The organism is Halobellus ordinarius (assembly GCF_031823395.1).
Classification (GTDB): domain Archaea; phylum Halobacteriota; class Halobacteria; order Halobacteriales; family Haloferacaceae; genus Haloquadratum; species Haloquadratum ordinarius.
On sequence record NZ_JAVQKJ010000018.1, the window covers coordinates 39,332 to 65,280 of the forward strand.

Annotated in this window: 23 protein-coding genes; 17 read left to right on the forward strand and 6 right to left on the reverse strand. The window is 55.2% G+C overall.

Annotated elements, in window-relative coordinates; all coding sequences use genetic code 11:
• Positions 1-456: 456 nt before the first annotated feature.
• Positions 457-1,056: a hypothetical protein gene (locus RJT48_RS20135; protein ID WP_311174157.1), complete on the reverse strand. Its 600-nt coding sequence runs from the start codon at positions 1,054-1,056 to the stop codon at positions 457-459.
• Positions 1,057-1,320: 264 nt separating this feature from the next.
• Here RJT48_RS20135 and RJT48_RS20140 point away from each other — a divergent pair, with 264 nt between their 5' ends.
• Together RJT48_RS20140 and RJT48_RS20145 are read left to right on the forward strand one after the other, a co-directional pair.
• Positions 1,321-4,020: an AAA family ATPase gene (locus RJT48_RS20140; RefSeq protein WP_311174158.1), complete on the forward strand. Its 2,700-nt coding sequence runs from the start codon at positions 1,321-1,323 to the stop codon at positions 4,018-4,020.
• The gene (locus tag RJT48_RS20145) at positions 4,017-5,375 is read left to right on the forward strand and encodes a hypothetical protein (RefSeq protein ID WP_311174159.1); all 1,359 of its coding nucleotides are present in this window, start codon (positions 4,017-4,019) and stop codon (positions 5,373-5,375) included. The genes RJT48_RS20140 and RJT48_RS20145 overlap by 4 nt, the downstream gene beginning before the upstream one ends.
• Before the next feature lie 75 nt (positions 5,376-5,450).
• Here RJT48_RS20145 and RJT48_RS20150 read toward each other — a convergent pair whose 3' ends face one another.
• Entirely contained in the window at positions 5,451-5,681 is a 231-nt protein-coding gene (locus RJT48_RS20150; RefSeq protein WP_311174160.1) for a transcriptional regulator, read from the reverse strand.
• Between the two features lie 183 nt (positions 5,682-5,864).
• Between RJT48_RS20150 and RJT48_RS20890 the strand changes: the two genes are divergently transcribed.
• The 7 genes from RJT48_RS20890 (at position 5,865) to RJT48_RS20180 (ending at position 11,952) form a co-directional block, all read left to right on the forward strand.
• The gene (locus tag RJT48_RS20890) at positions 5,865-6,368 is read left to right on the forward strand and encodes a DUF8112 family protein (RefSeq protein ID WP_486617184.1); all 504 of its coding nucleotides are present in this window, start codon (positions 5,865-5,867) and stop codon (positions 6,366-6,368) included.
• Complete coding sequence (locus RJT48_RS20155; protein ID WP_311174161.1) at positions 6,365-7,363, forward strand: hypothetical protein; 999 nt, start codon at positions 6,365-6,367, stop codon at positions 7,361-7,363. The genes RJT48_RS20890 and RJT48_RS20155 overlap by 4 nt, the downstream gene beginning before the upstream one ends.
• Positions 7,360-8,223 carry a DUF8168 family protein gene (locus RJT48_RS20160; RefSeq protein WP_311174162.1) on the forward strand — a complete coding sequence of 288 codons (864 nt, stop codon included), beginning with the start codon at positions 7,360-7,362 and terminating at the stop codon, positions 8,221-8,223. Before RJT48_RS20155 ends, RJT48_RS20160 begins: the two co-directional genes overlap by 4 nt.
• Positions 8,220-9,221, forward strand: coding sequence for a hypothetical protein (locus RJT48_RS20165; RefSeq protein WP_311174163.1), 1,002 nt, complete (start codon positions 8,220-8,222; stop codon positions 9,219-9,221). Before RJT48_RS20160 ends, RJT48_RS20165 begins: the two co-directional genes overlap by 4 nt.
• A gap of 184 nt (positions 9,222-9,405) precedes the next feature.
• Positions 9,406-10,653, forward strand: coding sequence for an HNH endonuclease (locus RJT48_RS20170; RefSeq protein ID WP_311174164.1), 1,248 nt, complete (start codon positions 9,406-9,408; stop codon positions 10,651-10,653).
• Positions 10,654-11,239: 586 nt separating this feature from the next.
• Positions 11,240-11,596, forward strand: a complete 357-nt coding sequence (locus RJT48_RS20175; RefSeq protein WP_311174165.1) for a DUF8165 family protein — start codon at positions 11,240-11,242, stop codon at positions 11,594-11,596.
• Positions 11,597-11,745: 149 nt separating this feature from the next.
• Positions 11,746-11,952, forward strand: a complete 207-nt coding sequence (locus RJT48_RS20180) for a hypothetical protein (protein WP_311174166.1) — start codon at positions 11,746-11,748, stop codon at positions 11,950-11,952.
• 246 nt (positions 11,953-12,198) lie between these two features.
• Here the strand turns inward: RJT48_RS20180 and RJT48_RS20185 are convergent, their stop codons facing one another.
• Positions 12,199-13,179 (reverse strand): site-specific integrase, encoded by a 981-nt coding sequence (locus RJT48_RS20185; RefSeq protein WP_311174167.1) that lies wholly within the window; start codon positions 13,177-13,179, stop codon positions 12,199-12,201.
• A 453-nt stretch (positions 13,180-13,632) separates the two neighbouring features.
• Between RJT48_RS20185 and RJT48_RS20190 the strand changes: the two genes are divergently transcribed.
• Positions 13,633-13,824, forward strand: coding sequence for an AbrB/MazE/SpoVT family DNA-binding domain-containing protein (locus tag RJT48_RS20190; RefSeq protein WP_311174168.1), 192 nt, complete (start codon positions 13,633-13,635; stop codon positions 13,822-13,824).
• A 3-nt stretch (positions 13,825-13,827) separates the two neighbouring features.
• Positions 13,828-14,538 (forward strand): recombinase family protein, encoded by a 711-nt coding sequence (locus RJT48_RS20195; RefSeq protein WP_311174169.1) that lies wholly within the window; start codon positions 13,828-13,830, stop codon positions 14,536-14,538.
• A 139-nt stretch (positions 14,539-14,677) separates the two neighbouring features.
• Here RJT48_RS20195 and RJT48_RS20200 read toward each other — a convergent pair whose 3' ends face one another.
• Entirely contained in the window at positions 14,678-14,938 is a 261-nt protein-coding gene (locus RJT48_RS20200) for a hypothetical protein (protein WP_311174170.1), read from the reverse strand.
• Positions 14,939-15,307: 369 nt separating this feature from the next.
• Between RJT48_RS20200 and RJT48_RS20205 the strand changes: the two genes are divergently transcribed.
• The 4 genes from RJT48_RS20205 (at position 15,308) to RJT48_RS20220 (ending at position 18,482) form a co-directional block, all read left to right on the forward strand.
• Positions 15,308-15,937, forward strand: a complete 630-nt coding sequence (locus RJT48_RS20205) for a DUF7437 domain-containing protein (protein ID WP_311174171.1) — start codon at positions 15,308-15,310, stop codon at positions 15,935-15,937.
• On the forward strand, positions 15,930-16,475 hold the full coding sequence (locus tag RJT48_RS20210) for a PIN domain-containing protein (protein WP_311174172.1): 546 nt from the start codon (positions 15,930-15,932) through the stop codon (positions 16,473-16,475). Before RJT48_RS20205 ends, RJT48_RS20210 begins: the two co-directional genes overlap by 8 nt.
• A 160-nt stretch (positions 16,476-16,635) precedes the next feature.
• Positions 16,636-18,105 carry a tyrosine-type recombinase/integrase gene (locus RJT48_RS20215; RefSeq protein ID WP_311174173.1) on the forward strand — a complete coding sequence of 490 codons (1,470 nt, stop codon included), beginning with the start codon at positions 16,636-16,638 and terminating at the stop codon, positions 18,103-18,105.
• Positions 18,106-18,269: 164 nt separating this feature from the next.
• The gene (locus tag RJT48_RS20220; protein WP_311174174.1) at positions 18,270-18,482 is read left to right on the forward strand and encodes a hypothetical protein; all 213 of its coding nucleotides are present in this window, start codon (positions 18,270-18,272) and stop codon (positions 18,480-18,482) included.
• 48 nt (positions 18,483-18,530) lie between these two features.
• On the opposite strand, the gene RJT48_RS20225 is transcribed toward RJT48_RS20220, so the two are convergent.
• Together RJT48_RS20225 and RJT48_RS20230 are read right to left on the reverse strand one after the other, a co-directional pair.
• Positions 18,531-18,743 carry a hypothetical protein gene (locus RJT48_RS20225; protein ID WP_311174175.1) on the reverse strand — a complete coding sequence of 71 codons (213 nt, stop codon included), beginning with the start codon at positions 18,741-18,743 and terminating at the stop codon, positions 18,531-18,533.
• Positions 18,744-18,943: 200 nt separating this feature from the next.
• On the reverse strand, positions 18,944-21,289 hold the full coding sequence (locus RJT48_RS20230; protein ID WP_311174176.1) for a PAS domain S-box protein: 2,346 nt from the start codon (positions 21,287-21,289) through the stop codon (positions 18,944-18,946).
• 516 nt (positions 21,290-21,805) lie between these two features.
• On the opposite strand from RJT48_RS20230, the gene RJT48_RS20235 reads away from it, so the two are divergent.
• Both RJT48_RS20235 and RJT48_RS20240 read left to right on the forward strand, forming a co-directional pair.
• Entirely contained in the window at positions 21,806-23,833 is a 2,028-nt protein-coding gene (locus tag RJT48_RS20235; protein WP_311174177.1) for a sensor histidine kinase, read from the forward strand.
• Positions 23,834-24,169: 336 nt separating this feature from the next.
• Positions 24,170-25,717 (forward strand): ATP-binding protein, encoded by a 1,548-nt coding sequence (locus RJT48_RS20240; protein WP_311174178.1) that lies wholly within the window; start codon positions 24,170-24,172, stop codon positions 25,715-25,717.
• Positions 25,718-25,949 lie beyond the last annotated feature (232 nt).

Consider the following 25,949-nt stretch of genomic DNA (forward strand, 5'->3'; position numbering starts at 1 on the left):
TACTCATAGAATGGCAAAGGAGAAAGACGAGGACGCTAAACGTAATCCCGAGTCGAAGGGTGAACCCCACAGCGGCGGCAGGAGAAGGCGGAGGTTTCAAGCCGGTTCAGAGAAGCCGGGAGAAAGTTACCCGACGACCCGCGGGATGATCCCTGGGCAAACACCGGGCTCCTGACCCGAAATCCGGCTAACAACATCATCCCGCCGCTGTGAGAAGCCATCAAATCAGAGGCCTACCGCGTCTACCGGTGGTGGTGGAACGAGATCGGTACGACGAACTGGGGACGCCCGAGCACCGCCTCGCAAAAGCACTCGGGAAGGTCCACCTTCGGCACTACTACTGGTCGAAAGGGGAAAACAACGACCTCTCGGAGAATCTGGACGGAGAGGACGCAACGCGTCTGTATCTGTTCTTCGACCTCTCGGCACTCAACCAGTCGGGCGTAGCCCGCGTCATCAACGACCCTGACATCCGGGAGTCGTTGGGCGTCGAGAATCCGGTGAGTCAGCCGACGCTGAACCGGACACCGGGCACGTCCGGTCGTGTCTGGACAACACTGTCGCGCGGAACTCCGGATCCACCGCCCGCGCGTGAACCGTCGTCTCGTATGTCCCCGCCGTGTACTCCGACTCACCCTCGGACGGGGACCACGCCGAGTCCGCCCACTCCGCTACCGCGGTCTCGACGAACTCGCGTCCGTCCTCGGTGAGCGCGTACTCGTCGCCGTGTTGCTCGACGAGGCCGAGACTCCGCAGCCAATTCACGCGTTGTTTCGCCATATCCGTCTCCCCGTGGCTCCACCCGAACTCCGGATGCGTTTCCAACTGTTGGGTGCTCACCTCCCCGATCGTCATCGGCCCCGCCACTAACGCATAGAGGAGACTGCGAAGCCCGACGTTCCGCTCACACATAATCCGAAGCAACGTCGCCGTGTCGTCGTTGGAGACGTACTCCCGCCCCGCCGTACCGAGTTCCCAGTGCTCCTCCGATTGCGTGAGGAACCCAACTTGTTGCAGATACCGGACTCGCCGCAGAATCGACTCTCGACTCGACACGTTTGTGAAGGCCCTCGGTGCCAGCCGACGAGCTCATCCGTCGTCAGGTGATGCGCGTCGACGAACGCCAAGATTGCGTCTAACGTGTCGACGTACTGCGTTCCCCCACCGAACATCGGGACGATACTGCGGAGAGTCTAGCTGATCTTAGCTATTTTATTTTGTAACTCCTTTCGTTGGAAAGGTAGATAACTGGAAATAATATTCTCAATTCTGGTCATCCGCTGAATACGTTTACAAGGGTGGCGTTGGAAAGCGGTCCTAATGTCTGATGACCGTCGAATGACTACAGATCGTTTCTACGGCGGTGTCTCGAATCGTCTCCAAAATCTTCGGGGGATGTTTAAATTCATCCAGGCTGAGAACCCTTCTCGGGAGCAACTCATCGACTGGATAATCTCGAATACACAGGCAGGAAGTGCGGATGCTGTCGGTCACCATCTTGCTTTCCTAGATTCGATCGATCTCATAGAACTATCCGATACTAACTGCGCACTCGACACATACGGTCAGGAATGGCTCGAAGACCAAGATCCGGAAACACTCTACGAGGCACTTACGACCGGTGTCAAAGGATTCGAAACAATACTTCACGCACTTGAAGAAGGTCCGTTGAATGACGAGGAAATCAAAGATGTTCTTGTGAGCAGGTTCGCCGAGGCAGAAATGACGACGTCAGGACCGGCGATTCGACACCGGGAATGGTTACAGGTCCTCGGCTTCGTTGAACGTGAAGACGGACTCAACAGTCTCACTACAGCCGGTCGATCGATTATCGATTCTGGAGAGAAAGGCGAATATTCGGCTACCGATTCGACTAATTTTGAAACTATCTCAGAAACGGCACCGTACTACTGGGTAAACCAAGGACAAAAAGAAATTGACGGAGAGTATCTACAAGCACCCACTGATAAGCGGTTCCAGTATGATCTTCCCAAACTCGTAGTTGGGGATATCGTGTTCAGTTATAGAGACGCAGAAGTCGTTGGATATCACGAAGTTGTTGAACCCGCTCGTATTGTCGAAGTCTCTGCAGATGAAGCAAATTCTGGAAATAGCGATTCCGATACTGTCGAACGATATCGCGTCGGAACTGAGTTCACACCGTTCGAAAGGCCGCTTGCATTCCCTGAGGTATTTCCAAAGCTCTGGGAGTATCGTTTAGACCGATATTACCCAGTCAATCCTGGTGGCATAAATCAACAGTATCTGTTCAATTTGAGCGCGGAGGCAGGCGATTATCTCCTCAAACAAGGGAAGAAATCTGGGGAGGATATAGCCGAGCTTCCTGAGGAACATCCGGTCCTCACATATATTGATGACCACGACCCGACAGTCTACAAACTTACTGCTCCGCCGGATTATTGGCGAAAAGCACTGGAGTACCGTGCCCTTCTCGTCGAACACGACCACTTAGAAGGATGGCAGGGTACTTCGCCTGGCGATATAGCCATCTTCCACGCTCAGCAAAGCCCATCACATTCTGAGCTGGAAACACAGCAGGGTGTTGTGTTTGGCGTCGCTATTCTCGGTGACAAGCACGATAATACAGAATATTGGTTACCAGACGGCCCCGAGTCTGACGACCGATATACACGTGCGATCGAGTTCGACCGGATTTTCGTCACCAGCGAGGTTGAAGAGATTGATCTCGCCACACCCGCACACACCAAATCAATCAATAAACGAAATCAAGAACTAACGGCGTTAACGGCCAATGGCATCTCCATCGATACAATAAAAGAAATTTGTACGGACGCTACTGGGATCGGATTCCCGACACAGAACACATTCGTCACGTTCCGCACGCCTAGCGGCAATCAAGATCTCGATCGTCCACGAGCCATTATTAGCGAGTTAGCCCCGCAGTTAACTGAACTCCCACCGGTTAATCACGAGAAAAACTTCGACGGCATACTCCAGGCAAATGAAATTCTGGATGGCCTATACTTCCCCGGCACAACTGGTGAAGATATTATTGGGCAGATCGAAGCAGCTCTCCGGGCCGGTGACCACATTATTTTGACCGGTCCCCCAGGAACCGGGAAAACCGAACTCGCTAATCGGGTTGTTACCTACCTCGCCGACACGTACCCGTACCTCTTCTCTGGATCGGAACTCACGACTGCTACCGCTGACTGGTCTACGTTTGATACTGTCGGCGGGTATATGCCAACAGAAAAAACCGACGCGAGTGAGTCACAGGCCGACTTAGCGTTTACTCCTGGAATCGTTTTGAACCGGCTGAAGAACCCTCAGACAGAGGTACAATCAAATGAACCGCTTGTCATTGATGAGTTGAATCGTGCCGATATTGACAAAGGATTCGGCCAACTGTTCACATTACTATCCGGGCACGCTGTACAACTTCCGTTCACTCGGAACAACCAAGAGGTCGAATTACTCCCAATTCAGCACCTAGACGGATTGCCAGCTACACATCAGTACGTCGTTCCAAAGTCTTGGCGACTCTTTGCAACGATGAACACATACGACAAAACCTCATTATACGAAATGAGTTACGCATTTATGCGTCGGTTTGCGTTCATCCGTATCCCTGCACCAACTCTTCCAGAGGGCGACGACGACGCTGCGTACAGTGAATTAGAGAAAGAACTGCAGCAGTATGTCTCTGCGTGGGACAGCGTTGATCCAACATTAGATGAGCTTCGTGCTGTTGGACGTGTCTGGAAACATACGAATCAAGCGGTGGCTGAGCGTGCTATTGGCCCGGCTATCGTCAAAGACATTCTGTCATACGTCACTGAGCGTGGTACATCTGATCATCATTTGTCAAAGCCCCTCACTGAAGCCATAATCAGCTACATTTTTCCGCAACTGGAGGGCGTCCCAGAACGGAACCAAATCGTTTCCCACATCGCTACTGTCGACGCTGTCGACGTAGAACAATTGAAGACCGCAGCGCGTGAAATGTTACAAATCACGCTTGACGGAGATATATGAACCGTCAGGAACTCCTTGACGGATTAACTGAGGATATCCTAACCTACGTAATGCACGGTGGGTTCCCGAAGCGCCATCTCGCTGAGTCACTCAAACCTGAAGCCCTTGACGATCGCTTTGAAGAGTATGAACTTCTACTGGATCTTCACTTTATCCTCAAACCCGATGTCATCTCTTTCGTCGAACAACTATCACAAAGACTCCGAAGTATTCGTACGGAAACGCAGACCACCGCTCGGACACAACGTGGTGGAATCGACGGACACATCAACTGGGGCTCGACCGTCAAAACACGGTACGTATCTAACCCCCGTGATCGATCGCTGTTCGTCACCGAAAATAGATCAGAAACGTACGATATTCCGGAAAATCTCGTTCTTAAAAAATTACTTTCGGTTATATACACAACACTCCAAGACTCGGAAGAGTACCTGAAAAACGATTACGAGTGGGTCACTAACCGATGGCGCAACAACGAGGACTTGATCGACGATCTCCAACGAATTATGGATCGAAATGTCCACGTCCGCCGGATCCGCTCTCCAGAAACTTATGAACCGACCGAGAGGATGCTGACGGTTGCGGAAAACTCACGGCAAGCAATATACCGAGATGCCGCAATGTTACTTCGAACCCGACAACGTCTCTTCGACGGCCATCCCGACGAGCTACGCTCACTCCTTAACCAAACTGCGATCACACCTGACAACCAGGCCCGACTCTTCGAGCTATACGTTCTATTTCGTTTCGTCTCGACCCTTGAGGAACTCCAAGAAGCACAGCCAGTCTTCAAGACGATCAAATCAGGTCGGCAAGAAGTCGCTCGCATCAACGGGAGGCAAGATATCGTCCTCTATCACGATATGTCAGCTTCAGACCGTGGCTTATCATTTAGGACCGACGTGGATCCGACAGATCGTGAGCTCACTCGATCAGAGCAGGTCCAACGATCGGCCCGTAACGTTGCAAGCGCATACTTCGAGAAGGAATTCCAGAATCATACTGGCCGACCAGACGTCATTATCCTTGAAGTACAATCTAATGATCCGATAGAATACGAGTATCTGATCGCTGAAGTCAAGCACAGTACTCGGGAAGAGACCATTCGGACAGGGATCAAAGAGACGTTAGAATATCTTGCCTTCCTCCGTGTGAACGAGGAGTATGTATTCGGAACAGAAGATGCTGCTTCAACGTCGTGTTTTGGATCCGGATGGAACGGGTTGCTAGTTGTACAGGACTTAGAAAGGGAAACGCTATCTATCGATCAACAAAAAGAGCAGCCAATCACAATACTACAAGCCGGTGAACTCGATGAAGAATTGTCTAACGTGTTGGGATCAGTTCTCGAATAATAACCCGGCTCCAGTTGTTTAGTGGTGATAGTATAAATCAGCAGGAACACTAACTATACTTCGATAGGTAGATGACTACTCATTTAGTTCCCAGAGTAGCGAATTACCTACTTTCTGACTTCTAATTTTTCCATCCTCCTCAAGCGCTTTCAATTTGAGGTAGGCGGTGCGACGATCACAACCAACATAATTCGAGATATCCGAAGTCCCACTCGGACCTTTTTCAGATAAGGCTTCCAGAAAGTCTTGAGGCGGATACTCTTCGGTAAATTTTCCGCTTTTTTCGTCACGGTCCCGGTCGGCCATAGTAGAGTCGTTAGTCCCATTTCACAAATGACTACTGGGTCGGATTCCATTAGTCGAGTGTCCAAAGGCTTTTACCCATAGACGTATGACTAATGGGTAGGAACCGGGCCGACGGGCACTGTGGTGCCGAAGTGCCCGGGTGTTGCAGCACCCAGGCTGGGTTCCATAACGCTCGGAGAACCCATGGAAAGATCAAATTCCGAAGCACAAGAAGGCAGCGGCAGAACAGTAGTTGAAGACATATATCATATAAATGAGATTTCGCTCGGGGCAGGGGCCGCAACGTGTCAGGTTTGCGGGTCTCCCCTTAGGGAAGGCGAGACGGTCGTTGCGTACGTGTATCGCCGGTGCCCGCACGCGGTGTGGCTGGTCGGGCAGTGCCGGTGCGCCGAGCACCCACCCGATCTTGCGTCGCTCGCGTCATTGGGGGTCCGTGAAGTCGTTGTCACGGGCCGGGTAGGGACGTGCAGCGACCAAGCGTCACAACGGTCGTGGCCGGTGCTACTCGCACCGGAAGTCCAGGAGGTCTCACCAGCGACTACGGCCCGCGTGCGGACACGTCCGGGGGTAACCATTACTGATGTCACGGAGTGTCCGATTGCGCGGGCGGCGCTGGAGACCCACCCGGTGTTTGGAGCTGATGCGACACACGACGCGACACCGGTGACGGGAGGGCAGTCACGATGACAGCGGAGTTCGAGTGGGATTGGAGCGCACTCCCAGCGGACGTGAAAGAAGAAATCGATGACACACTCGACGTTACGAACACGCACCTGCCGGACGTGTACGTCGGCCTGGAGATCGACTTACTCGCACCGGGCGACGGCGTCGTCACGGACAGACACCACGCCTCGGCGGACAACTATGAAGCAGACGACCCGATGAATCAGATTGAAGGGCAGATTTCGCCGTTCACGTTGTCGGGGTGGCTCCGCCACGGCTGTGAAGCGACGCTTCGTGCGGGCGGCGTGTCGGTGTGTCATCCGGGCGAGCCGAACGCGGACTATATGCGCGAATCCGTGTATGAGCGGGATCTCGATGCGGGGTATCACGAGAAAGGCGCGTGCACCGAGGACCACGACCAGGGATGCGTCGTGTACGAGGTGTTCGGCGGGTTCGGTGATAACCCTGGGAAGCTGCTGCGCCGCCCGGTGTCGTTCTCACCGATTCGACGGAACGTCGATGTCCTGTCGGGAGAGGCCGAAGCCCATTACCGGCAAGTGTCGAATCAGGTGCGGTCCCGGAATGACCAAGACGGCGGAAAGCCGTTACGCCACGCCGAGCGGGACGTCCTCGGCAACATAGAGGGGACGTGGAAACTCACGTGCCGCACGCTCAAACCCGAATTCGTCGGGCTGCTCGTGGAAGCGACGGCGTTCCTGGATAGCCATAGTGACGCGTTCCCGTTCCAGGTTGGTGGGGCGCGGAATTTCGGAGCAGGGATCGCTGACGTGTGGGTGATCAACCCACTCTACGAAGAACGAGAGGTCCGCCGCGTGTTCAACCGGGCGCAGGGCGCGACCCAAGCGATGGACGAGAAGGATCGACGGTGGCGCGAGTCGGTGCGGCCAGCGGTCACCGACGCACTGCGAGCCCGCATCGCTGCGCGGACCGGGACCGACCCGACGCTGCCGACGGACGAGCCCGACGACGACACCGACGCGGGAGGTGAGAAGGCGTGACTGACACTGTCGCTGACGCTGACGCGACGGCCTCGGACCCGGCGACTGATACGGACCTAAACGCACCGCCCCTGGTGGCGGCGTACCGCCACGACGTCCACAAGCTGCGGGGCCGGACGCACACCCACGCCCACGACGAGGCCTGCGGCGTCCCGGTGAACGAACCCGTGCCACGAAATGCGGATCGGGATGCGGCGTTGCTGAGTCGCCCGCGGGGCGAGCCCGAACAAACCCTGGACCGGTACGCGGGGCCGCGGCGCGTGTCCCTCTTGACAGGCGAGTTCGCTGGCGATTCAGGGACGCTCTCCCAAGCAGAACTCGCGCCGCTGGTGACGCCGACGGACCCCGAGGTGCTGCATCGCCGGTGGCTCGCCTCGGCGGCGGCGAGTCGCTGTTCGGAATCACCGTTCTATCCGTACACCTCAGCGAAGATCCACACGTTGCTGACGGCGGCGCTGCTCGATAATTACCGGGCAGGCTACGACTTCTCGGAGTTGTTCCTGGAGGTCCAGCCTGGCGACGGGATCGATGCGGTGTGTCCGGCGCCGGGCACGCTCGCCCGAGCCGACGTGGTGACACCGATTCGAACGGTGCTCGCCACACCCGACGTGGTCGTGACGGTCACGGGTGACCCGTCGGGCCCGGCGGCCCGACTGGGGGCGGCCCCGGCGCGGTGCTGTGCGGACGTGTGGGGGCGCCTTCCCGAACACCCACTGGATGTCTCGACGCACGCGACCCGGGTCCTGGATGCGCAGCTGCGCCGGATCCGCGCGGTCTCCACAGCCCTCCAGTACATCGAAGACTTCCACCGGTGGCGCGGGTGGGGCGCGGACACCCAGAAGGGAGGTGACGGGCGGTGACGACGCTCCAACAGGTCCTGTTCGCTGTGGAGACACCGTACTATGGGCATCCGTACTTCGTGACGGGGAACGCCCTGTATCACGCGATCGCGCGACGAGCGGACGACCAGACTCGAAAGCACCTGCACGTGAGTCACGGGCAGTTCGTCCCGGAGGAGTACGCGTCGTTCCCGGAGTCCCATTCCGACTCAGGATACGCGGGCAAGCAAGGCGGGTCGCTCCCGGCTGTCGAGCAGTACGCGGATCTGTTCGTGTTCCGGGACGCGGCCCAGCGGTGGTTGCTGGACTCTCGGCCTCGGGATGCGCACAACGCGGTCCCGCTGCAAACGTACGGGGACCGGGTGGTGATGGCGCCGACGACGACGTTCGGGCGACCCGACGGGCAGCGGCACCGGCGCCGCACCGTGGACTGGTACGTGCAGTGCTACCTGCACGTCCCGGAGGGGACACGCGACGAGGTCCTGCCCGTTAACGAGGTGGTCTTGGACGGGCTCCGACTGGGCGGGGCGCGGAACTACGGGTTCGGGCTGTTCGACCTCGTCGATTCTCAGGTAGTGGAGCTGGACGAGTTGGACTACACCCGGCTACGAGAGGCAGCGGGAGACGCGGCCCCCTGCCGGATCGAACTGGTGACGCCGTACGTCGCCCAGTCCGACTACCCGGACGCGGACTCCCAGCCGGTACCGTGGTGGTGGGACGCCTCCGACCAGTCGGGACCGGGGAACTACTCGCAAGCGACGGGGATGCGGCGGCGGGCGGCACGCCTCGTCGCTGACGACACCACGTACGACCTGGACGTGTTGGATCACGGGCAACGCGTCGGGTTCGCCGGGGATCCCGACCGGATCGTCGAAACGGCGAAAAACGGCGTGACGCGGATCGGCACGCATTCACGGTTCGGGTTCGGGGAGTTCCGGGTTCGACCGCCGGATGCGGATCGCGTCCCGGCGCGCAACGGTGTCAGTGAATCGAGTTCGTCGGGCGGGGGGTCCGAATGAGACGGCACGACATTATGACCGACAGCGGCGTGGCCGCGGTCGGGCCGGGCCGCCGTCCTGCGGGGGTCGTAGTGAAGCTGCGTGGCTGGGCGGAGTCGCTGGAACCCGGGTGACCGGCGGTTCGAACAGGCAAGAGCGGGCCGGGCGGAGTGAACGACCGAGTACTCAGCGACTGCTCCAGCGAATGGAACAACCACACTCGAACGACGACCACGATCCAGTTGAACAGTCACCACCCGACGCGGAGACAGACACCGATGCGGACGCGAACGCAAACACGGACGACGAGTCGGCGTCGACCACGAAGACGGAATCGGACGCGGATGCGGACACGCAGACGACGGGCGCGACGGATCGGGAGCCGGAGCGCGATGCCGAGGCCGACCCCGACGAGAACGCACAGGAGTCGGATGCGTCGGCGTTACCGCAGGAGACGCGGGAGGAAATGCTAGTGGACGCGGGCTATCGATGTCAGGTGTGTGGGCGGCGCGGCCCGGAGGCCGGTGGGTTAGCGACGCTGCAGGTTCACCACATCGATCGGGAGCGGACGGATGTCGACGAGCACGACCCGGCGAATTTGACAGTGCTGTGCCGGGCGTGTCACATCTGGCATCACCAGCAAGCGACGCGCGAGGACGCCCCGGTTGAGCTGTCGGAGGCGGACGTGAGTGCGTTGCTCCCGCAGGACATCGACATCCTCCGGGTGTTAGCGGAGGACGGCCCGGCGCGAACGGGCGATGTGGCGGCGGCGGTCACCGGAGAGTTAACGGTCTCGTCGGTGCGGGAGCGTCTGTGGGTGCTGATGGGGTTGGACGACCGCGTCGATGAGCGCGACACGCAACTCGTCGACAAGGACGTCGAAACGAACGAGTGGGGGCTTGTGGGGCAGATCGAAACCTCGGCCCGCGGCCACATCCCAGAGGACCCGCAGGAACTCCTGCAGCGAATGGAGGACGAGCAAGTCCGGCAAGCGTTGGACCGAGGGTGTGATCGCCGCACCGTCGCCGAGGTGCTGGGCATCACGCGCCGTACCACGTTCAACAAGGAGAAACGCGCCAGAGCGTACGGGTTCCCTGCGGATGCGTACTCCAATCGGGGTGGGCGCCCGACCAGTACCGGGACGTCCGAGGACGCGGGGCCCGACACGACCACGGAGACGGACCGAGCGTCGGCTGGCGAACCGACCGGTGACGTGGACGGTGACGATGACGGCGCCGGTGAGTCGATCCCCGGACGCGACACCCAGCAGCGACTCGACGCGGTCGGAGAGGACGAGAGTGACGCGGCCCCGACAAAGGCCGCCCCAGCGGACGGCGCTGGGGACAATGCGTCGGAGCCCGATGCAGACGTCGGAGAAGCGGTGCGAGCGGCGATCGACGCGTTGGAAACCGTCGCCGACGCCGTAGAGTCGAGCGGGTCACCCTCATCCTGAGCGGCGACGGACAGGATCCCGGTTGTCCGAGGGAGCGTGAACTACAAAATCGCGTTAGGACCGGTGAACGAGGCGGGTGACCATCTCCACGCACAGGCTCGACGGACTGCGTTTAATGAACTCCCTCTTGCCGGACAAGCATCTGTCGAGAAATTCTGGGTAGAGGCGACTGACGATCTCCGTGTGGGCTACGTTCGTCCGATAGAGACCGAACGACCGAGTCAATCTCCAGCTACGATCGATATTGGTCGGCGTGACCTCAGCACCAGCTACGACGGGTACTGATCGAACGACTCAGAGCAAGAGCGGTCCAGCGACTGTGGTAATAGGTTACTAATCTGCCTTGAGCGGTCCAGGCTTGCCAATTTCAACAGATCACGACGCTCTGGAGCGCGCTCATTTGGGGATTCGGACTTCTTCACAAACGAGAATGAGCAAGCGGTGAGGCGACAGGAGTCGCAGTGATCTTGTGGCTTCTGTCCGTCGTGTCGTAAGCAAATACGAGTCGGCGGATGAATCAGTGAAACAGAGGGATACTTCTCCACCACAAAACTAATGCCTGAAAAGCATATATTCTAAATTGATTATGCCCAAAGGACATTTTGAGTCGGCAGGAGCGAGTCTCGAATACGGGGCTGCTAGCTTCTTGTTCCCTGTCGACGACCTGGATGCGACTGTCCGCCAGTATCGGGATGCAGAACTCGCGCTGGACGAGGTTGACGGGTCGAACGTCATTGTCGTCGCCCCGACGAGCCTCGCAACCAGTTACGCCCTCACCCAGCACGCACTCACCGCCATCCCCGTCGAGAGTCTCTCCACGGCAGTTCAGAGCCAACTAGCCGATGAGATCGACGGTCCTCTGGAAGCGTTCGAGCTCATCCAGATCGGTAAGTGGAACAGCGACAGTCCGAACCACTCGCTCACTGAATTTGCGGACGCCTGACCGTCGATTCGTAGACACACGGACTCACAGACCCCTCAGCAGTCTATGTCGTTAAGAGCCGAGAGGAGACTGAGTCCCGGATCGATGCCGGGTATTACCACGGGGCGACCCCCGCCGGTCTCCGGTTCGATGCCGACGGTCGGTACTTAGTGATCGATGAGGGCGAGCGAGGCGCTGTCGAACGCGTGTTGAACGCCGAGGATGAGGAGTTGATCCGCGCGATCACAGACAACACGCCGTGGACGCTCCCGACGGTGAGCACGATCATCGATCGCCGGGCAGCCTACAAGCACGGACTGACCGGCGGGCGACTCGGGGCCGATCGTACTCTTAGCCCAGCACTCGACCCAACGTGACCGAGTTTGTCAACACACGTTCCTCACAAAAACAACACGCGGTGTTGTTGTTTTCAACATACACTCTGCTTTTTAAGTGCGAAGTGAACGTGTACTATGCTCTCTTCAACACGCGGTGTTGTTGTCTGCAACGATACATTCGCAAGCGCGTTCCGATGGGTGATTCAGACTCAACAGTGTGAAGAGAAGTCCTGCGAATAGTGCTATGACACCCTCATAATTACCTACGGAAGAGCAAACCAGTAATCAAAATATCGGGCCGAAGGAAATGGTCCAGGATACGCCAAAGAGGGCGGTCAGATACATCCCCTTGGCCGTCTTAACCACCGTTGTCGGATCAATCGTCCCGCTTTCGTCGGAGTGTAATTCATCGATTTGCATAAAAGAAGATTGCGCATTATCAGCCATCGTTGATGCCGCCCGTTCTGCAGCTCCAGCTGACCCCGCTACTGCCACATCCACATCGTTCACGTCATCGAATAGCTCCGCCATGTCTTCTGCGAGACGCTTCTGATCCTCGTGGCCACTCTCCTCAATCTCTGCGGCGAGCGTTCGAAGCGCGAGTCCTTCTCGATATGGTGTACCCCTTGCTGGACGCCTGTCGGCTTCTGCTCCGAGTAGACCGACTTCCCCGAGTTCTTCGGCCAACACGTCGTTCGGGAGTAGCAGATACTCCTTCATTGATTTGGGTGACTGCCACCCCCCGAGCTGGCGAACGATCTCCGGATCGACCCCGTGTCGATACAGCATATGCGACGCGAAATAGCGCCGGAAGTCGTGTGACGAGATCTTTAAGAAGTCCTCGTCACCGGTTTTGGTTCCTGCATTCTCTGCTGTCTCTGTCACCCAATTTTGGATAGTTCGTTTTGACTCCCGGAAGAGTGGTGTTGGTTCATTATGGGCATCCAGATCCTCAACGCCGGTGAAGTCCTCAATCTCTCGGATGAGAGGCTCACAAATCCACACCTCACGTGGAAGGAGCGAACCGTCTCGGTTAGTCGTATCTTTCGCTTCGACGTGAAGCAACCAAATCGGACCGTGTGGTGTCTGTATTTTGCTGAACTGGTTGAGAGCGATTCCCGACACTGTTCCGACCCGGGGTGAGTGGGCCATCACACGTTCCGCAATACGGGCTCTTCGATGCGGAGCAGAGTCCAGGAGAATGTTGTACTCGGCGGTGTCGAAGTGAACACGCCAGGAACCGTTGTCAAGTGGACGGTATTTCATACGATAATGGAAATACTCAGTTACTTAAAAAAGTAAGCCTGCTTGATAATGAGTAACACACGAATTTATCATTTTCTAGTAAATCAATTTCACACAAGACGGTAGGTGTGAAAATCGATGTACAGCACCGGAATATCTCCGATTCCCGCTTCACACCTACATACAAAGTACGAAATCGAATGACGGCGGTCGGTCTTTGGTTCAAATAGGCTGATAACCGTTCGTTTCACACCTACCAATCTATTATGATGTGACAAACAAATTATTTAATGGTCGGGTAACGGAATCAGCGATCAGGTTGAAAAAATGACCAAGCGCACAGTAGTGTGACCGCACTCTGAGTAGTTCTGGACACCCCGTGTACACGTCTCGGTGAGCGGTAACGGTAGGGGTGTTCCTTTACCATCCGTTCGTAACGCTATAGTTAGTACAACACGTTATACTAACTAAGAGATGCCCTCAACAACCGTGCAAGTCACCGAATCAGAGGTAACGACTGCCGACGGGGAGACCCGACAGACGAAACAGTACCGCATCACCGTTCCGAAGCAAATGGCCGAGTTCTTCGACCTCTCCCAGGGGGACGAGATCGAATGGTCCGCCGGGAGCGCGAGCAACAAAATCGAACTCACAGTGAATGACTGACCGATGATCGTTGACGTGTACACACGCTTATCGCAAGAATCGGATCGGAGTATCGAACGGCAGAAAGAACGGAACCGGGAGTATGCCGAGGAGACGTTCGACGACCCGGAACTCACGATCTTCAACGACGGCAGGTGGTCGAGCGGGTTCGACGACGATCGGAGCGAATGGCAGAGTCTCATCGAACGGATCGATGCTGGGATCACCGACGCGATCCAGGCAGACGGCGTGCGACGGTTCGCACGGGACTTTGACTCAGTCACACGGTTAATCCTCAAGTGCCGATCCCAGGGCGTTGAGATCCACGACGCGTCGACGGGTGAACAACTTGATCTAGACGATCCAGTGAGCGTCGCCGTGGAGCTAATCCAGGCCGCGTCGGAGCACGAAGCTCAACAGCGATATATCGCTAAGAGCCGGGAGGAGACTGAGTCCCGGATCGATGCCGGGTATTACCACGGCGCGACGCCAGCCGGTCTCCGGTTCGACGAGGCGGGCAAATACCTGATAATCGACGACGACGTTCGTGACGCCGTTGAACGCGTGTTGAACGCGGCGGGTGATGAGTCGATCCGATCGATCGCTACGCACACGCCCTGGACGCACCCGACGGTGAGCACGATTTTGGATCGGCGTGAAGCGTACGAGCACGTACTGACCGGCGGGCGACTCGGGTCCGATCTTACTCTTGTCCCGGCACCCGACCCGGCGTGACCCCGGGTATCAACACGCGTTTTTTCGCAGCAAAAACGTTGAACGTTCACGACAGGGCCCGAAAACACCCGGATGTTAACGTTCACGCCCACTGGTGTTAACGCGAACACCCGCCGATCTTGCAATAACACCCAGATGTTCACGATCCACGAATCACGAACACCCGGTGTTGCAATAACATCCCAGTGAAAAACACCGTTGTTTCACGAACACACCCCAATCCTGCAACAACAGCGGTAAAAAACACCGCTGTTTCACGAACACATCCCAATCCTGCAACAACAGCGGTAAAAAACACCGCTGTTTCACGAACACATCCCAATCCTGCAACAACAGCGGTAAAAAACACCGGTTGTTTCACGAACACACCCCAATCCTGCAACAACATTCCGGTGTTCACGATTCACGAACATCCCTGCCGTCCCACGCAACGACGCCCGCTCCGAAACCCCACTATCGGTGACACTTTTTGCCAACACGTGAGCGAACACCTACGTGAACCACTGGCGAAGGAATCGAGTTAATGAGGGCCCGAGATGCGATGCAGGCTGGTTCCGCAGTAGTCGGAAGCGCAGCAAGCGAGAACCGAGAAGAGCGGGTTCAAATCCCGTCAAGTTCGTTTTGACACATCCTTCTTCTCAACAATCACAATCGCAGTATATCTCCGCATTACCAGCCGTCAGATAATTCGATGAATCAATATCAGGAGTCCTCTCCATCAAGCGTGACTCCCAGAACACTTTAGTTTATAGTTTGTGTACTATAGACTATGTCGAACGCTCCGACGTCGGTTCGCCCTCCGGATGCCGGAGACACGGCACACCAGTTCTTCGCTGTCCAGGAGCTGTTGAGTACGCCCGAACTCGCTCGGTTCTACACTGACCTGTTGATTCACTCCCCTACGACGATTCCTTCGGTCCGGGAGCGACAGCACCTCTCGAAAAGCACCGCGTACAAATACGCCAACACGCTGGCTGAACTCGGGATTGCGGAAGAACTTGACGAGTATGATGAGGGCTCAGCACGGTGGCGTGCTGAGCCTGTGAGCGGTGACTGGACCGGTGAGATGACTCTGGAAATCGGACCTACGATTATTGCCGTCTACGGGGCAGTCAGTGTTGATGAGGATCTCAAACTCTTTGTTGACCGTCACGGGCAGGCCTCACTCGCATCCGCAGTGATTTCGACACTGGAGTATCTACACGGAGAGACGACACGCCGCGGTGTAGCAGATGATCTCGGCATCCCAGCCGTCGAAGCGATTGCTGTCACACAAGCCATCGAACGGATTGTCGCTGTGATTCAGCAGTACGATCCAACACTCGTTGACAAGGCGTTCGATGTTGATGTTCACGAGCGAGCGATTGAGCAGGGCCCCTACCAACTGATCGATGAGTGACGAGCATCCCTCGCCACTTCCAACCGCCCTGATTCTCGATACGAGTTTTCTCCGAACGATCGGGGGGACAGACACGTCCCAGTACCAAACGTTCATCGAGTACGTCAAGGAACAGGGAGTTGAGTTATATCTGACTCCCGGCGTCGTAGAGGAGTTACGAGAACAACGAGGGTACCTCAGCATCGACTGGGTCGATCGGGCAGACACGACACCGTGGATCACACTCATCGACACTGTGCAACTGGGTGTACGCGTTCACGACGGCCCACGCGCTGGCGAAATTATGGACCGCGTACACGAACGATTGGCGGAGTTTGAAAAGACGAACCCTGACGAACTACGAAAAACTGACTCAGAACTGCCTGCAGCCGCGGTGATGCTTCTGGGTTCGACAGCTCACGACACTGTGGGGATACTACTCGACGACCGGAACGCGGAACGAGCAATAGCTGGTGTGATCGGCAACACGTACTACGAGGGGCGCGTGCGCTTCCTCAGGATTTGGGAAATAATCGAATATATCGAATCTAACTATTGAGGATGGTCTAGTACAATGACGAGTGGATATTGAGTATAGATTAGAAAAGAAAATTTTTCGATTTCAAGAGAAAAAACAATTCCACAATATTTTCACAAATAGTGATTGATACAAGGTAAAATTTTATAAACGACTGGTTCAGATCTCTAAATGACAATAAATGACATCAGATTTGGATCCAATCACTCCCCAGGATGCGAGCGAGATGTATTGTAAAGAGCGTGAAGACGACGCCTCATACAAGTCGTTAAACGAAACGATCCGTCCTGGAGTTGACCTGTTTGTGGAATGGTGCGGGACGGCAGACATTAAGAACCTCAATAACCTCAGCGGGCGGGATCTGAAAAATTTCAAGTCTTGGTGTAAGGATAATACTGGGCAAAACAAGGTAAGTCTGAATGGAACTCTCGCCGTGGTCCGTCGATTTCTTGTGTTTTGTGTGTCTATTGAAGCCGTCTCTGAGGACGTCCCAACGAAAGTCCCGACTTCAAATCTCTCTGACGACGTGGAGGTGTGTCAGGAGAAGCCTCCCGACGAACAAGTGGAACAAGTACTTGCATACTTGAGACAGTATGAACCCGGTTCTCGTCGTCACGTCGAATATGCGGTGCTCTATGAGGTGGGAAACCGGGTTGGGTGCCTCCATGGAATCGATATTGTCGATGTTGACTTGGATGAACAGGTGATCCGATTCCGTCACAGACCAGCGGAAGATCCCGAGATAAAGGGAACACCGTTGAAGAATGGTTCTGATGGCGAACGGTCAGTGAATATCTCGAATGAGTTAGCCGATGTGATACGGCAATATCTCAGCAACCCAGACCGGTATGACGTGACGGACAAGTTCGATCGAGAACCGCTTCTCACCACGGAATCGGGACGCCCCACTGTCGATACAATTCGTCGGGATCTATACAAACTGACACGACCTTGTGTGTACTCGAATACGTGCCCGCACGACAGGGATGTCGAGACGTGCGAGGCTACCAAGAGCGCTCATGCATCCGAGTGTCCCTCAAGCCATAGTCCGCATCCACTCCGTCGGTGGTCGATTGAGCATCAGATTGATCGTGGAGTGCCGAAAGATGAACTCTGTGATCGGGTCGATGTTTCCGTACCTGTGCTGAACAAACACTACGACACTAGATCGGAAGAGCGGAAACGGAAGCAGCGTCTTGAAACTCTCGAAAAACTGTACGAGGGTTATGGAGACCCCAGTGCGACTCTGGGAGAGGAAGAATTAGTTGCACTGACAGACAACGACGGAATGATCGACTCTGTAGCCCTGAGACAACTGATCAATACAGAAAAACGGCAGCAGGACTCACCTCCTACTCAGCCCAACAATACAGACGCAACTGAAGATTCCGAGTTCCAGAACGAACAGCATTCACTCAGCGACTTCACTGTATCAGTCAGCCAACCTCTTGTTACACCACTCGTCGGTCTCTTCATCACTGCAAATTGGATGCCAGACAGACTTCGTCGAGAGCTTAACGATCTGACCCCGCCCGAAGAACGCTCCCCTTGGCCGAACACAGGTCGTATGGCGAAAGGAACGGCAGCTTACGCACTCTATGTCAGTCTAGTTGCAGTCAATCTGACTCTCACCGGGGTATTTCCAGCATAGTGGCGAGAGTGCCATAGCACTATTCGGCCTTGTTGAAATCCTATTCTTCAAACAGGTTCTTATCTGAAACAGCTGGTCGCTGAAGAGTGCGAACCGAGGAGTCATTTCAGCTCACGCAACGCCGCCTCAGTTATTTTTGCCTCCCGGAGATATGTCCGATACAGATGTCTGAGGATTCCGACGACACTGACGGAGAACGGGTTGTCTTCGCAATGCTGGTTGGAGTGACATTCGGAGCGGCACTCGGAACGACAGTTCTCCAAGATATTACACAGGGTATTGTTGCTGGTGTCGTCGTTGGAACCCTCGTTGCTCTCGTCTTCCCAGCGTGGACAGACCGGCTCTTCGAGACGGTAACAGACAAACTCGAAGAATAATTTTCGACACTGACCGATAAGTGAGTACCCTTTACAGAGCGTAGAGGTCTATTCCAAATATCCCATATCTCGTAGTTGCTTCTCTAATTCATTATCGAGATCGGCATCTTCTATTTTTTCCAACAAGTCCTCGTTGTGATATTGTACGGCATCGATTAATTGGCTGGCTGTTCGGATTTTGAACCGTATTTCGCCGTTGTCTGTTTCTTCGGTAGCGCTGTCTACGAGTTGCTTGATTGTACTAAGAGGGTTTTCAGACATATTGTATGCCCAACCATTTATCGATTAGATATTATTCGATAGATCCGCATACGCGATTTGATGGCCAATTCAGTAAATCTCGGTTGAAAATATCGAACGAGAACTGTTCAGTACAACGCGCACATCTCACACAGAAGACCCCGTCATCTCATCGATACTCCCCGATGGGCTGCTAACAGAATCACAAGCGAGCCACGTGGCTACTCGCCTTGGGTGCTGAGTGCTGCGTCTCGATGCTCCGGCACCGCTCCCTCCGCAGCTGGCGCGAGTCGAACTGTGACCGTTGTCCCGTCATCGACAGTGGTGGTCACCTCGCCACCCAGCCCGGTGACGATCCAGTTGACCATCCACAGTCCAAGCCCCGACCCGTGTCTCAGGGGCGTCTCACGCCCTACTTCTAATACGTGCCGTTCCATCTCAGGCAAACCTGGGCCGCCATCCTGGATATGAATGGCCACCTCGCCATCCTCCGTCATCTCGATACCGTATGTTACTCCCGAAGAGTCGCCGTACTTTGCGGCATTCTCTCCGAGTTCCCGCAGGACCAACCGCAGGGTTTCGGTTGCCATTACGTCCTCGCAGGGAGCAGTCTCGATGCTGAATTCGGTCTCGGGGAACTCCGTTCGCAACTCCGCTACAGTTGCCTCAACATCCGCCTGCACATCACGCGGAGCGAGCTGCTCGGAGCTCTGTACCGCCTTCTGGAGGGCCTGTGCTTTCTCGCTCAGGGCAGAGAGTTCCGTGCTCTTCTCGCTGATTTGTCGTGCCATCTGGGCAGTCTCGCCCTCGGTTCGCTCTGCGATCATATCGGCAAATCCGATAATCACACCCATATCATTCCGGAGATTGTGCCGGAGGACGCGGTTGAGAACCCCGATTAACTCATCACGCCGTTTTTTCGCCGTAATATCGTCTTGAATCCCAACATAATGGGTCACGTCCTCATCCTCAGTGCCTGTAACGGGAGCGATCGTCAGTTGATTCCAGAACGGTGTTCCGTCGGCGCGGTAGTTGAGTATCTCTGTCCGAATCGGCGTATCAGACTCGATTGCTTCGCGTATTTCGGTCACTGTAGCCTCGTCAGTCTCTTCACCCTGAAGGAACCGACAGTTGTCCCCCAACAGTCGCTGCTTGGGGTACCCCGTTAGCCGCGTGAACCCTTCGTTGGCATAGACGATGGGGAGGTCCGGTTGGTCCGCGTTGGCGATTGTGATGCCGACCGTTGACTCCTCTAGGGCCTGACTCTTTATTCGCAGGTCGCGCTCGCGTTCCTTGCGGCCACTGATATCTTGGAAGACGCCCCGCGCCGCGACGATCTCTTCGTCCTCGGCATACACTGGGCGACCGATCACCCGCACCCATCGGACGGTATCGTCCGCGGTCAGGAGACGGAGTTCCAGATCGTAGGGCTCGCCCTCGGTAGTGAGTTCTTCGAAGGCATCGCTGATGATCGATTGGTCGTCCGGATGATAGAAATCAAGCCCTTCCGAGACTGTAGGCTCGTACTCTGGTGGAAGGCCGTGGATGCGACAGACCTCGTCGGACCATCGGAGCGTCTCCGAGCGGAGGTCGTACTCCCAGCCGCCGAGGTTGGCGGCTTCTTGCGTTTGCTTGAGGAATTCTGTGGTCCGCGCCAGTTCCTGTTCGCGCTCGCGCCTGGTTGAGATATCCCGAACTATGCCCTGAACGAATTCTTGGCCGTCGATATCCACAGAGGTGACGCTCATCTCGATGGGACAGTCGGTCCCGTCAGCGCGCCTGATATATAACGGCGTGCCGTCCGCAAACCGGTCGCGTGGACCATCTGAGAAGTCGGTGCCGAACAGTTCGGCGTACCGGTCACGCTCTTCTGGTGGATGCAAGTCGATGACCGACATCTCTTTCAAATCGGATTGGGCGTAGCCGGTCAGGTCGGCGGCTCGCTCGTTGACCTCGGAGATATTGGCAGTGTCGGCGTCAGCGAGAAACACGGCGTCGGGGGCCTGCTGGAGGAGTGTTTCGTATTTATTCTCGGCTCGTTTTCGGGCCTGCTGTGTCTCCGTGACGTGGTGTTCGTGGTGGGCAGATTCGATTTCGCGTCCAAGGAGTCTGGCGAGGAGTTCAACGACGGCTTTCTCCTCGCTGGTGAAGGAACTCCCGCGGGCGTCTCGGGAGGAAAAACAGACTGTGCCGTACACGTCGTCGTGGACGAAAATCGTCGTGCCGAGATAGCAGTCGAGTCCGTGTTCCTGGTAGGCAGGGTCGTCGGCCCAGCCCTCCTCGGAGGCGTCAGTGAGTGCGACCGGGCCATTGGTATCGATGACACGTCGGCAGTACGTCGTCGCGCGATCGAGTGTCACACCCTCGGTGAGATCGGGGTTGTTTCCATCGCTGGCGACGACGGTATCTGTCGTGGAATCGTCGTTGCGGCGCTGGATATGACTATGTTCGACCCCTAAGAACTCTCGCCCTAGTGCGAGGCCCCGGCGTTGTTTTTCCACTAGTGACAGGGCTGAATCGTCCATCACCTCGTAGAGACGCTGATAGACGATAGTATCTTGAGACATATCGATCAATTAAGCTGGGCGAGTTATATTACAGTGTGTCATAGAAGACTTCCCACACCCACACAGGAATCGTTCACTACAGGTATATCTACTGTGTATGCTACTTGTTAGATCAACCCCACCTTTCACTCAGATACCCACAACAATGATTGACTGTCTATTCACGGATCTACCGACGATCAGTTCGCAAGCGCGTTCCAATGGGTGATTCAAACTCAACAGTGTGAAAAGAAGCCCTGCGAAGTGTTCTAGACACCCTCACTAGTAGATCTTCAGTATGTAGAGGCAAAACTCTCAGAGGGACTTTCGGTGAGGGGGCGTTCCAAACTCAGCAACTACTAGTAGACCTGAGTCGAGTTCTGGGGTTCCACTAAACTACAACACGGACAGTTATTCCACGAGTCTGCTGTCAGCCGTTAGAGCAAGCGTGCTTATTAACCGTGAGAAGGTCAGATATACTACGTTGAAGCACTCCCCAAGAACTATCTGACAGCCAGAGAACTGCTTGGTATCTGAATGGTGGACCCTCTCCTAGTCGGTCACATCATTATTTTCGCGTTGTCTGCACTTGCCTGTGTGGCGACGGTTCCGCAAGCACGGAAGATCAAGCATCCAGGGACACGGGAAGGACTCGTTGCCTTCCTCGGTTCCGTTGCTGTGTGGTCTATCGGATACCTTGGGTACCTGATCGTACCGACACGTTCGGGAAAGATCGCCTTCTATATACTCGGCTTTGTCTTCGCGTTCGTCGCTGTCGGAGCGTGGCTCTACTTTTGTGCGGCCTATACGAGTCGGTCACCACGACACACCCCGTTCCGGAATCTCATCCTCTGGACATTCCTCTTTTTTACCGCACTCAAAGTCACGAACCCACTCCACAATCTCTATTTTACGACCGAGTGGGTGACTGAGCCATTTCCACACCTCGTGATCCACCACGAGCTGCTCTACTGGGTCGTCTTAGGACTGTCATATGCCGCCATCGCTGTTGGGTTCTTCGTCCTTCTGGAACGATTCTACCATACTGGAAGTGACAGTCGTCCGCTCGTCATTCTCATTGGCCTCTCAGGGCTGCCAGCTATTGCAACGATTATTGGCGGCCACGTTGACTGGCTGCTCCCGTTAATGTATGAGCCGCCCGGCGTCGCGCTCTTCGCCGTTGGAACGCTCTTCTTCTACAGGCAGCGGTTTGAGACGATCCGACTAACTGGAGGATCAACCAAACCAGCGATCTTTCTCGATCAGGACACCTGTATTCGGGACTACAACCGAGCAGCTCGCAGACTATTCCCCACCCTTGAGGAGTCGTTTGGCAAATCGCTCAAAACGGTGAATACAGCACTTGCTGAGCATCTCACAAAACAAGATGTGCTAACGATTTCGCAGGACGATGAAACACGATACTATGACGTATCGAGCACGCCGTTCTTAGCTGGTGAGGTGACGACCGGCCAGTTAGTAACAGTTTCCGACGTGACTGAACGCGAGTCGTATCGCCAGCGGCTCGAAGAGAAAACTGAGGAGTTAGAAGACCTGACCGACCGGCTTGAAGAGCAGTATCGGACGTTATTTGAAGAGGCTCCTGTGATGGCGGTCGTCACACGAGCAGCAAACGGCAGGCCAATCATTGAGGACTGCAACAACCAGTTCGCAGAAACACTCGGAATCGAACCAGACACACTCGTCGGTACTGAACTGGCGGAATTCTACACGCCCGATCCCCGGGAGGAACTGATTGACGATGATGGATACGAGCGATCTTTGGAGGGTAACTTCACCAACGAATCCCGTGAACTGGTCACTGCTGACGGTGATATTGTCGAGACGCTGTTGCGAGCAGTTCCACGAAAAGACGCGTCCGGTGAAGTCGTTGGTACGCTGGCGATGTACATCGATATTACGGAGCGTGAGGAAGTAAAGCGGGCGAACGAGCGCTTAGAAGAGTTTACGAGTATCGTCTCACACGATTTACGGAACCCACTGAGTGTGGCTTCGGGATATACGGAACTGGCACGTAACGACTGTGAAAGTCCACATTTAGAGACTGTTGAGCGGGCGCACGATCGAATGAGAGTTCTTATTGAAGATCTACTGACGCTGGCACGGGAGGGCGAGGCCGTGACTGAGACGGAGGCGATCAACCTCACAGCCGTCGTTGGAGAGTGTTGGGAGAACGTTGACACGGCTGGAGCTTCACTTACTATCGAAACCGATCGAACAATAGTGGCTGATGACTCTCGGCTCAAACAACTCTTTGAGAATCTTATTCGGAATGCAGTTGAACACGGTGGCAGTACTGTGACCGTAACAGTCGGCGGTCTGGAGGACGGCTTCTATATCGAAGATGACGGCCCAGGTATCTCGGGAACCGATGCTGAAGCCGTGTTTGAGACAGGTTATTCAACGAATGACGAGGGAACTGGGTTCGGACTGAGCATTGTGCAGCGAATCGTTGAGGCCCACGAGTGGGATATCCGCGTCACGAATAGCTCCGAAGGGGGCGCACGCTTCGAGATCACCGGCGTTGAGTTCACTGCTGAATAGATACTCTCGATAAGGGCCGATCACGAAAGCAGTGGTTTCGGGGTGCCAGCCCGGTACTATACCGAGCAACCCGGTAGTATTGCCCGGATTTGTCCCTTCCGGGACAGGCAATCTATACGCAGCGATGCTTGTATGTTTTCGGTGTCAAACTCACAATAACGCTTGGGGTGGAAGGATACATAGTGCGTTATCGCTACGTAGAATCCGTCTGAAGTCTCTGGAGAGAACTGTCTTTGTCGTCAACTCTCTGAGCTCGGAGTAGAATGCGAGTGCTGGATGAATCACTGATGACACCCTCATAACAAAATTCATTCTGTATCCCGTAGATGAGTACCTATGGACTCCGCAGCGTACCGTGCCCAAGTTTATGAGATCTTTACACCTATAACAGAGGATATTGAGACGAAGATCACGCGCGCGCTTGAACTTGGCACCGAGTATCTTGATCTCTCGATTGGCTTTCTCACACGAATTACTGCCGGTAGGCAAGAGATTGTTCAGTCAGTTGGTGACCATCCGTTAATTCAACCCGGGGAAAGCTGTCCGCTCGACGAAGCCTACTGCCGCCGAACCGTCGAAATCGAAAGTCCACTCGCTATTCAAAATGCGAACATCTCATCTGCAGTCTCCGAAACTGCTGTTCAGACGTTTGACCTCGGTGCGTATATTGGGGCAAAGATCATCGTCGACGGGGAAACCTACGGGACAGCCTGTTTTGCTGACGACGACCCACAGAGCGATTCCTTCACCGACGCTGAACAGTTCTTTGTCGAATTAGTCGCTAGACTCTCGGGCCAGGCCCTGGAACGACAAACCTACGAGAAACGACTCACAGAGCGTGAAGAGCGATTGAACGAACAGGAAGCGATTTATCGTGCTGTTATCGAGTCGAGCTTCGATTCCGTATTCCGAGCAGACACAAACGGAGCGTTTACGTATTCTTCGGAGAGTGTTCGGGATCTTTTGGGGTATTCGCCCGAAGAGCTTGAGGGGCAATCGATCACCGTCACGCATCCTGATGCGCAGACAACCGACTGGGCATATGAGAAAATCAAGCAAGTATTGAACGGAGAGCCAGCTGAAGCACGGGACTTTCCGTTGGAGACAAAATCAGGGAGTATCGTCTACACCGATATTCGGGGTGTCCCCATTTATGATGGGAGTGTTCCCGAGTCGGAGCAAACCCCTGACGATATTGTCGGGATCCAACTTATGGTTCGTGACGCGAGCGACCGCCGTCAACGAGAAGGGCTGATCAGCGTCATCAACCGTGTCCTTCGGCACAATGTACGGAACGAGATGACTGTTATTTGTGGGTATGCGGAGATGCTTGCGGATGAACTAGACGAGGACAAAGCCGAACGGGCGAAACTCATCAGTACGGCTGGGAGTCGGTTACTTAATCTGACTGAATCGGCCCAAGAGATCGAACAGAACCGTGATCTTTCGGTCGAATTAGAGCCGCTAGACATCGTTCCTGTGATTGAGCGGGTCGCCTCAGAATGTGAGATGCGGTATGCAAACGGGTCAATAACCGTTGAGACGCCAGAGACAGCTATTACAAAGACGCTTCCGCGCGTTGAAACGGTATTATTCGAAATCATAGATAATGCCGCAAAACATAGTGGAGATCCTGCGTCGATCGAAGTTAAGGCGGAGATGACGGATATTCGGGTTGTCGTTCGTGTGAGTGATAGCGGGCCTGGGCTTCCCGAACTGGAACGAGCTGTGTTAGAGACGGGCGAAGAAACACCCTTGATTCATGGACAGGGGCTCGGACTGTGGTTGAGTTATTGGATCGTCACGACGTTAGATGGTGAAATTGAGGTCTTGGAATCTGACCAAGGGACCACAATCGAGATTCGATTACCGACTCCAGCGTGAATCACCGGATCTATAGAGACGCTGTGAGCGAACGAGTGGTGGACTCGTCCACAGGTCTATACAAGTATTATATGATTTCTCTGTGTTGACTGATTTGTAAAGTTGATTTTGAGATGCCTTGTTTTGCCGCTAACTGACTGTAGTTTCAGACGCTCTCACAGGAAAATACCGTCAAGCTAACCGGGAATTGGACGCCGTCTGGCGATATGGGATCGCTCAGACGGCTAGCGAT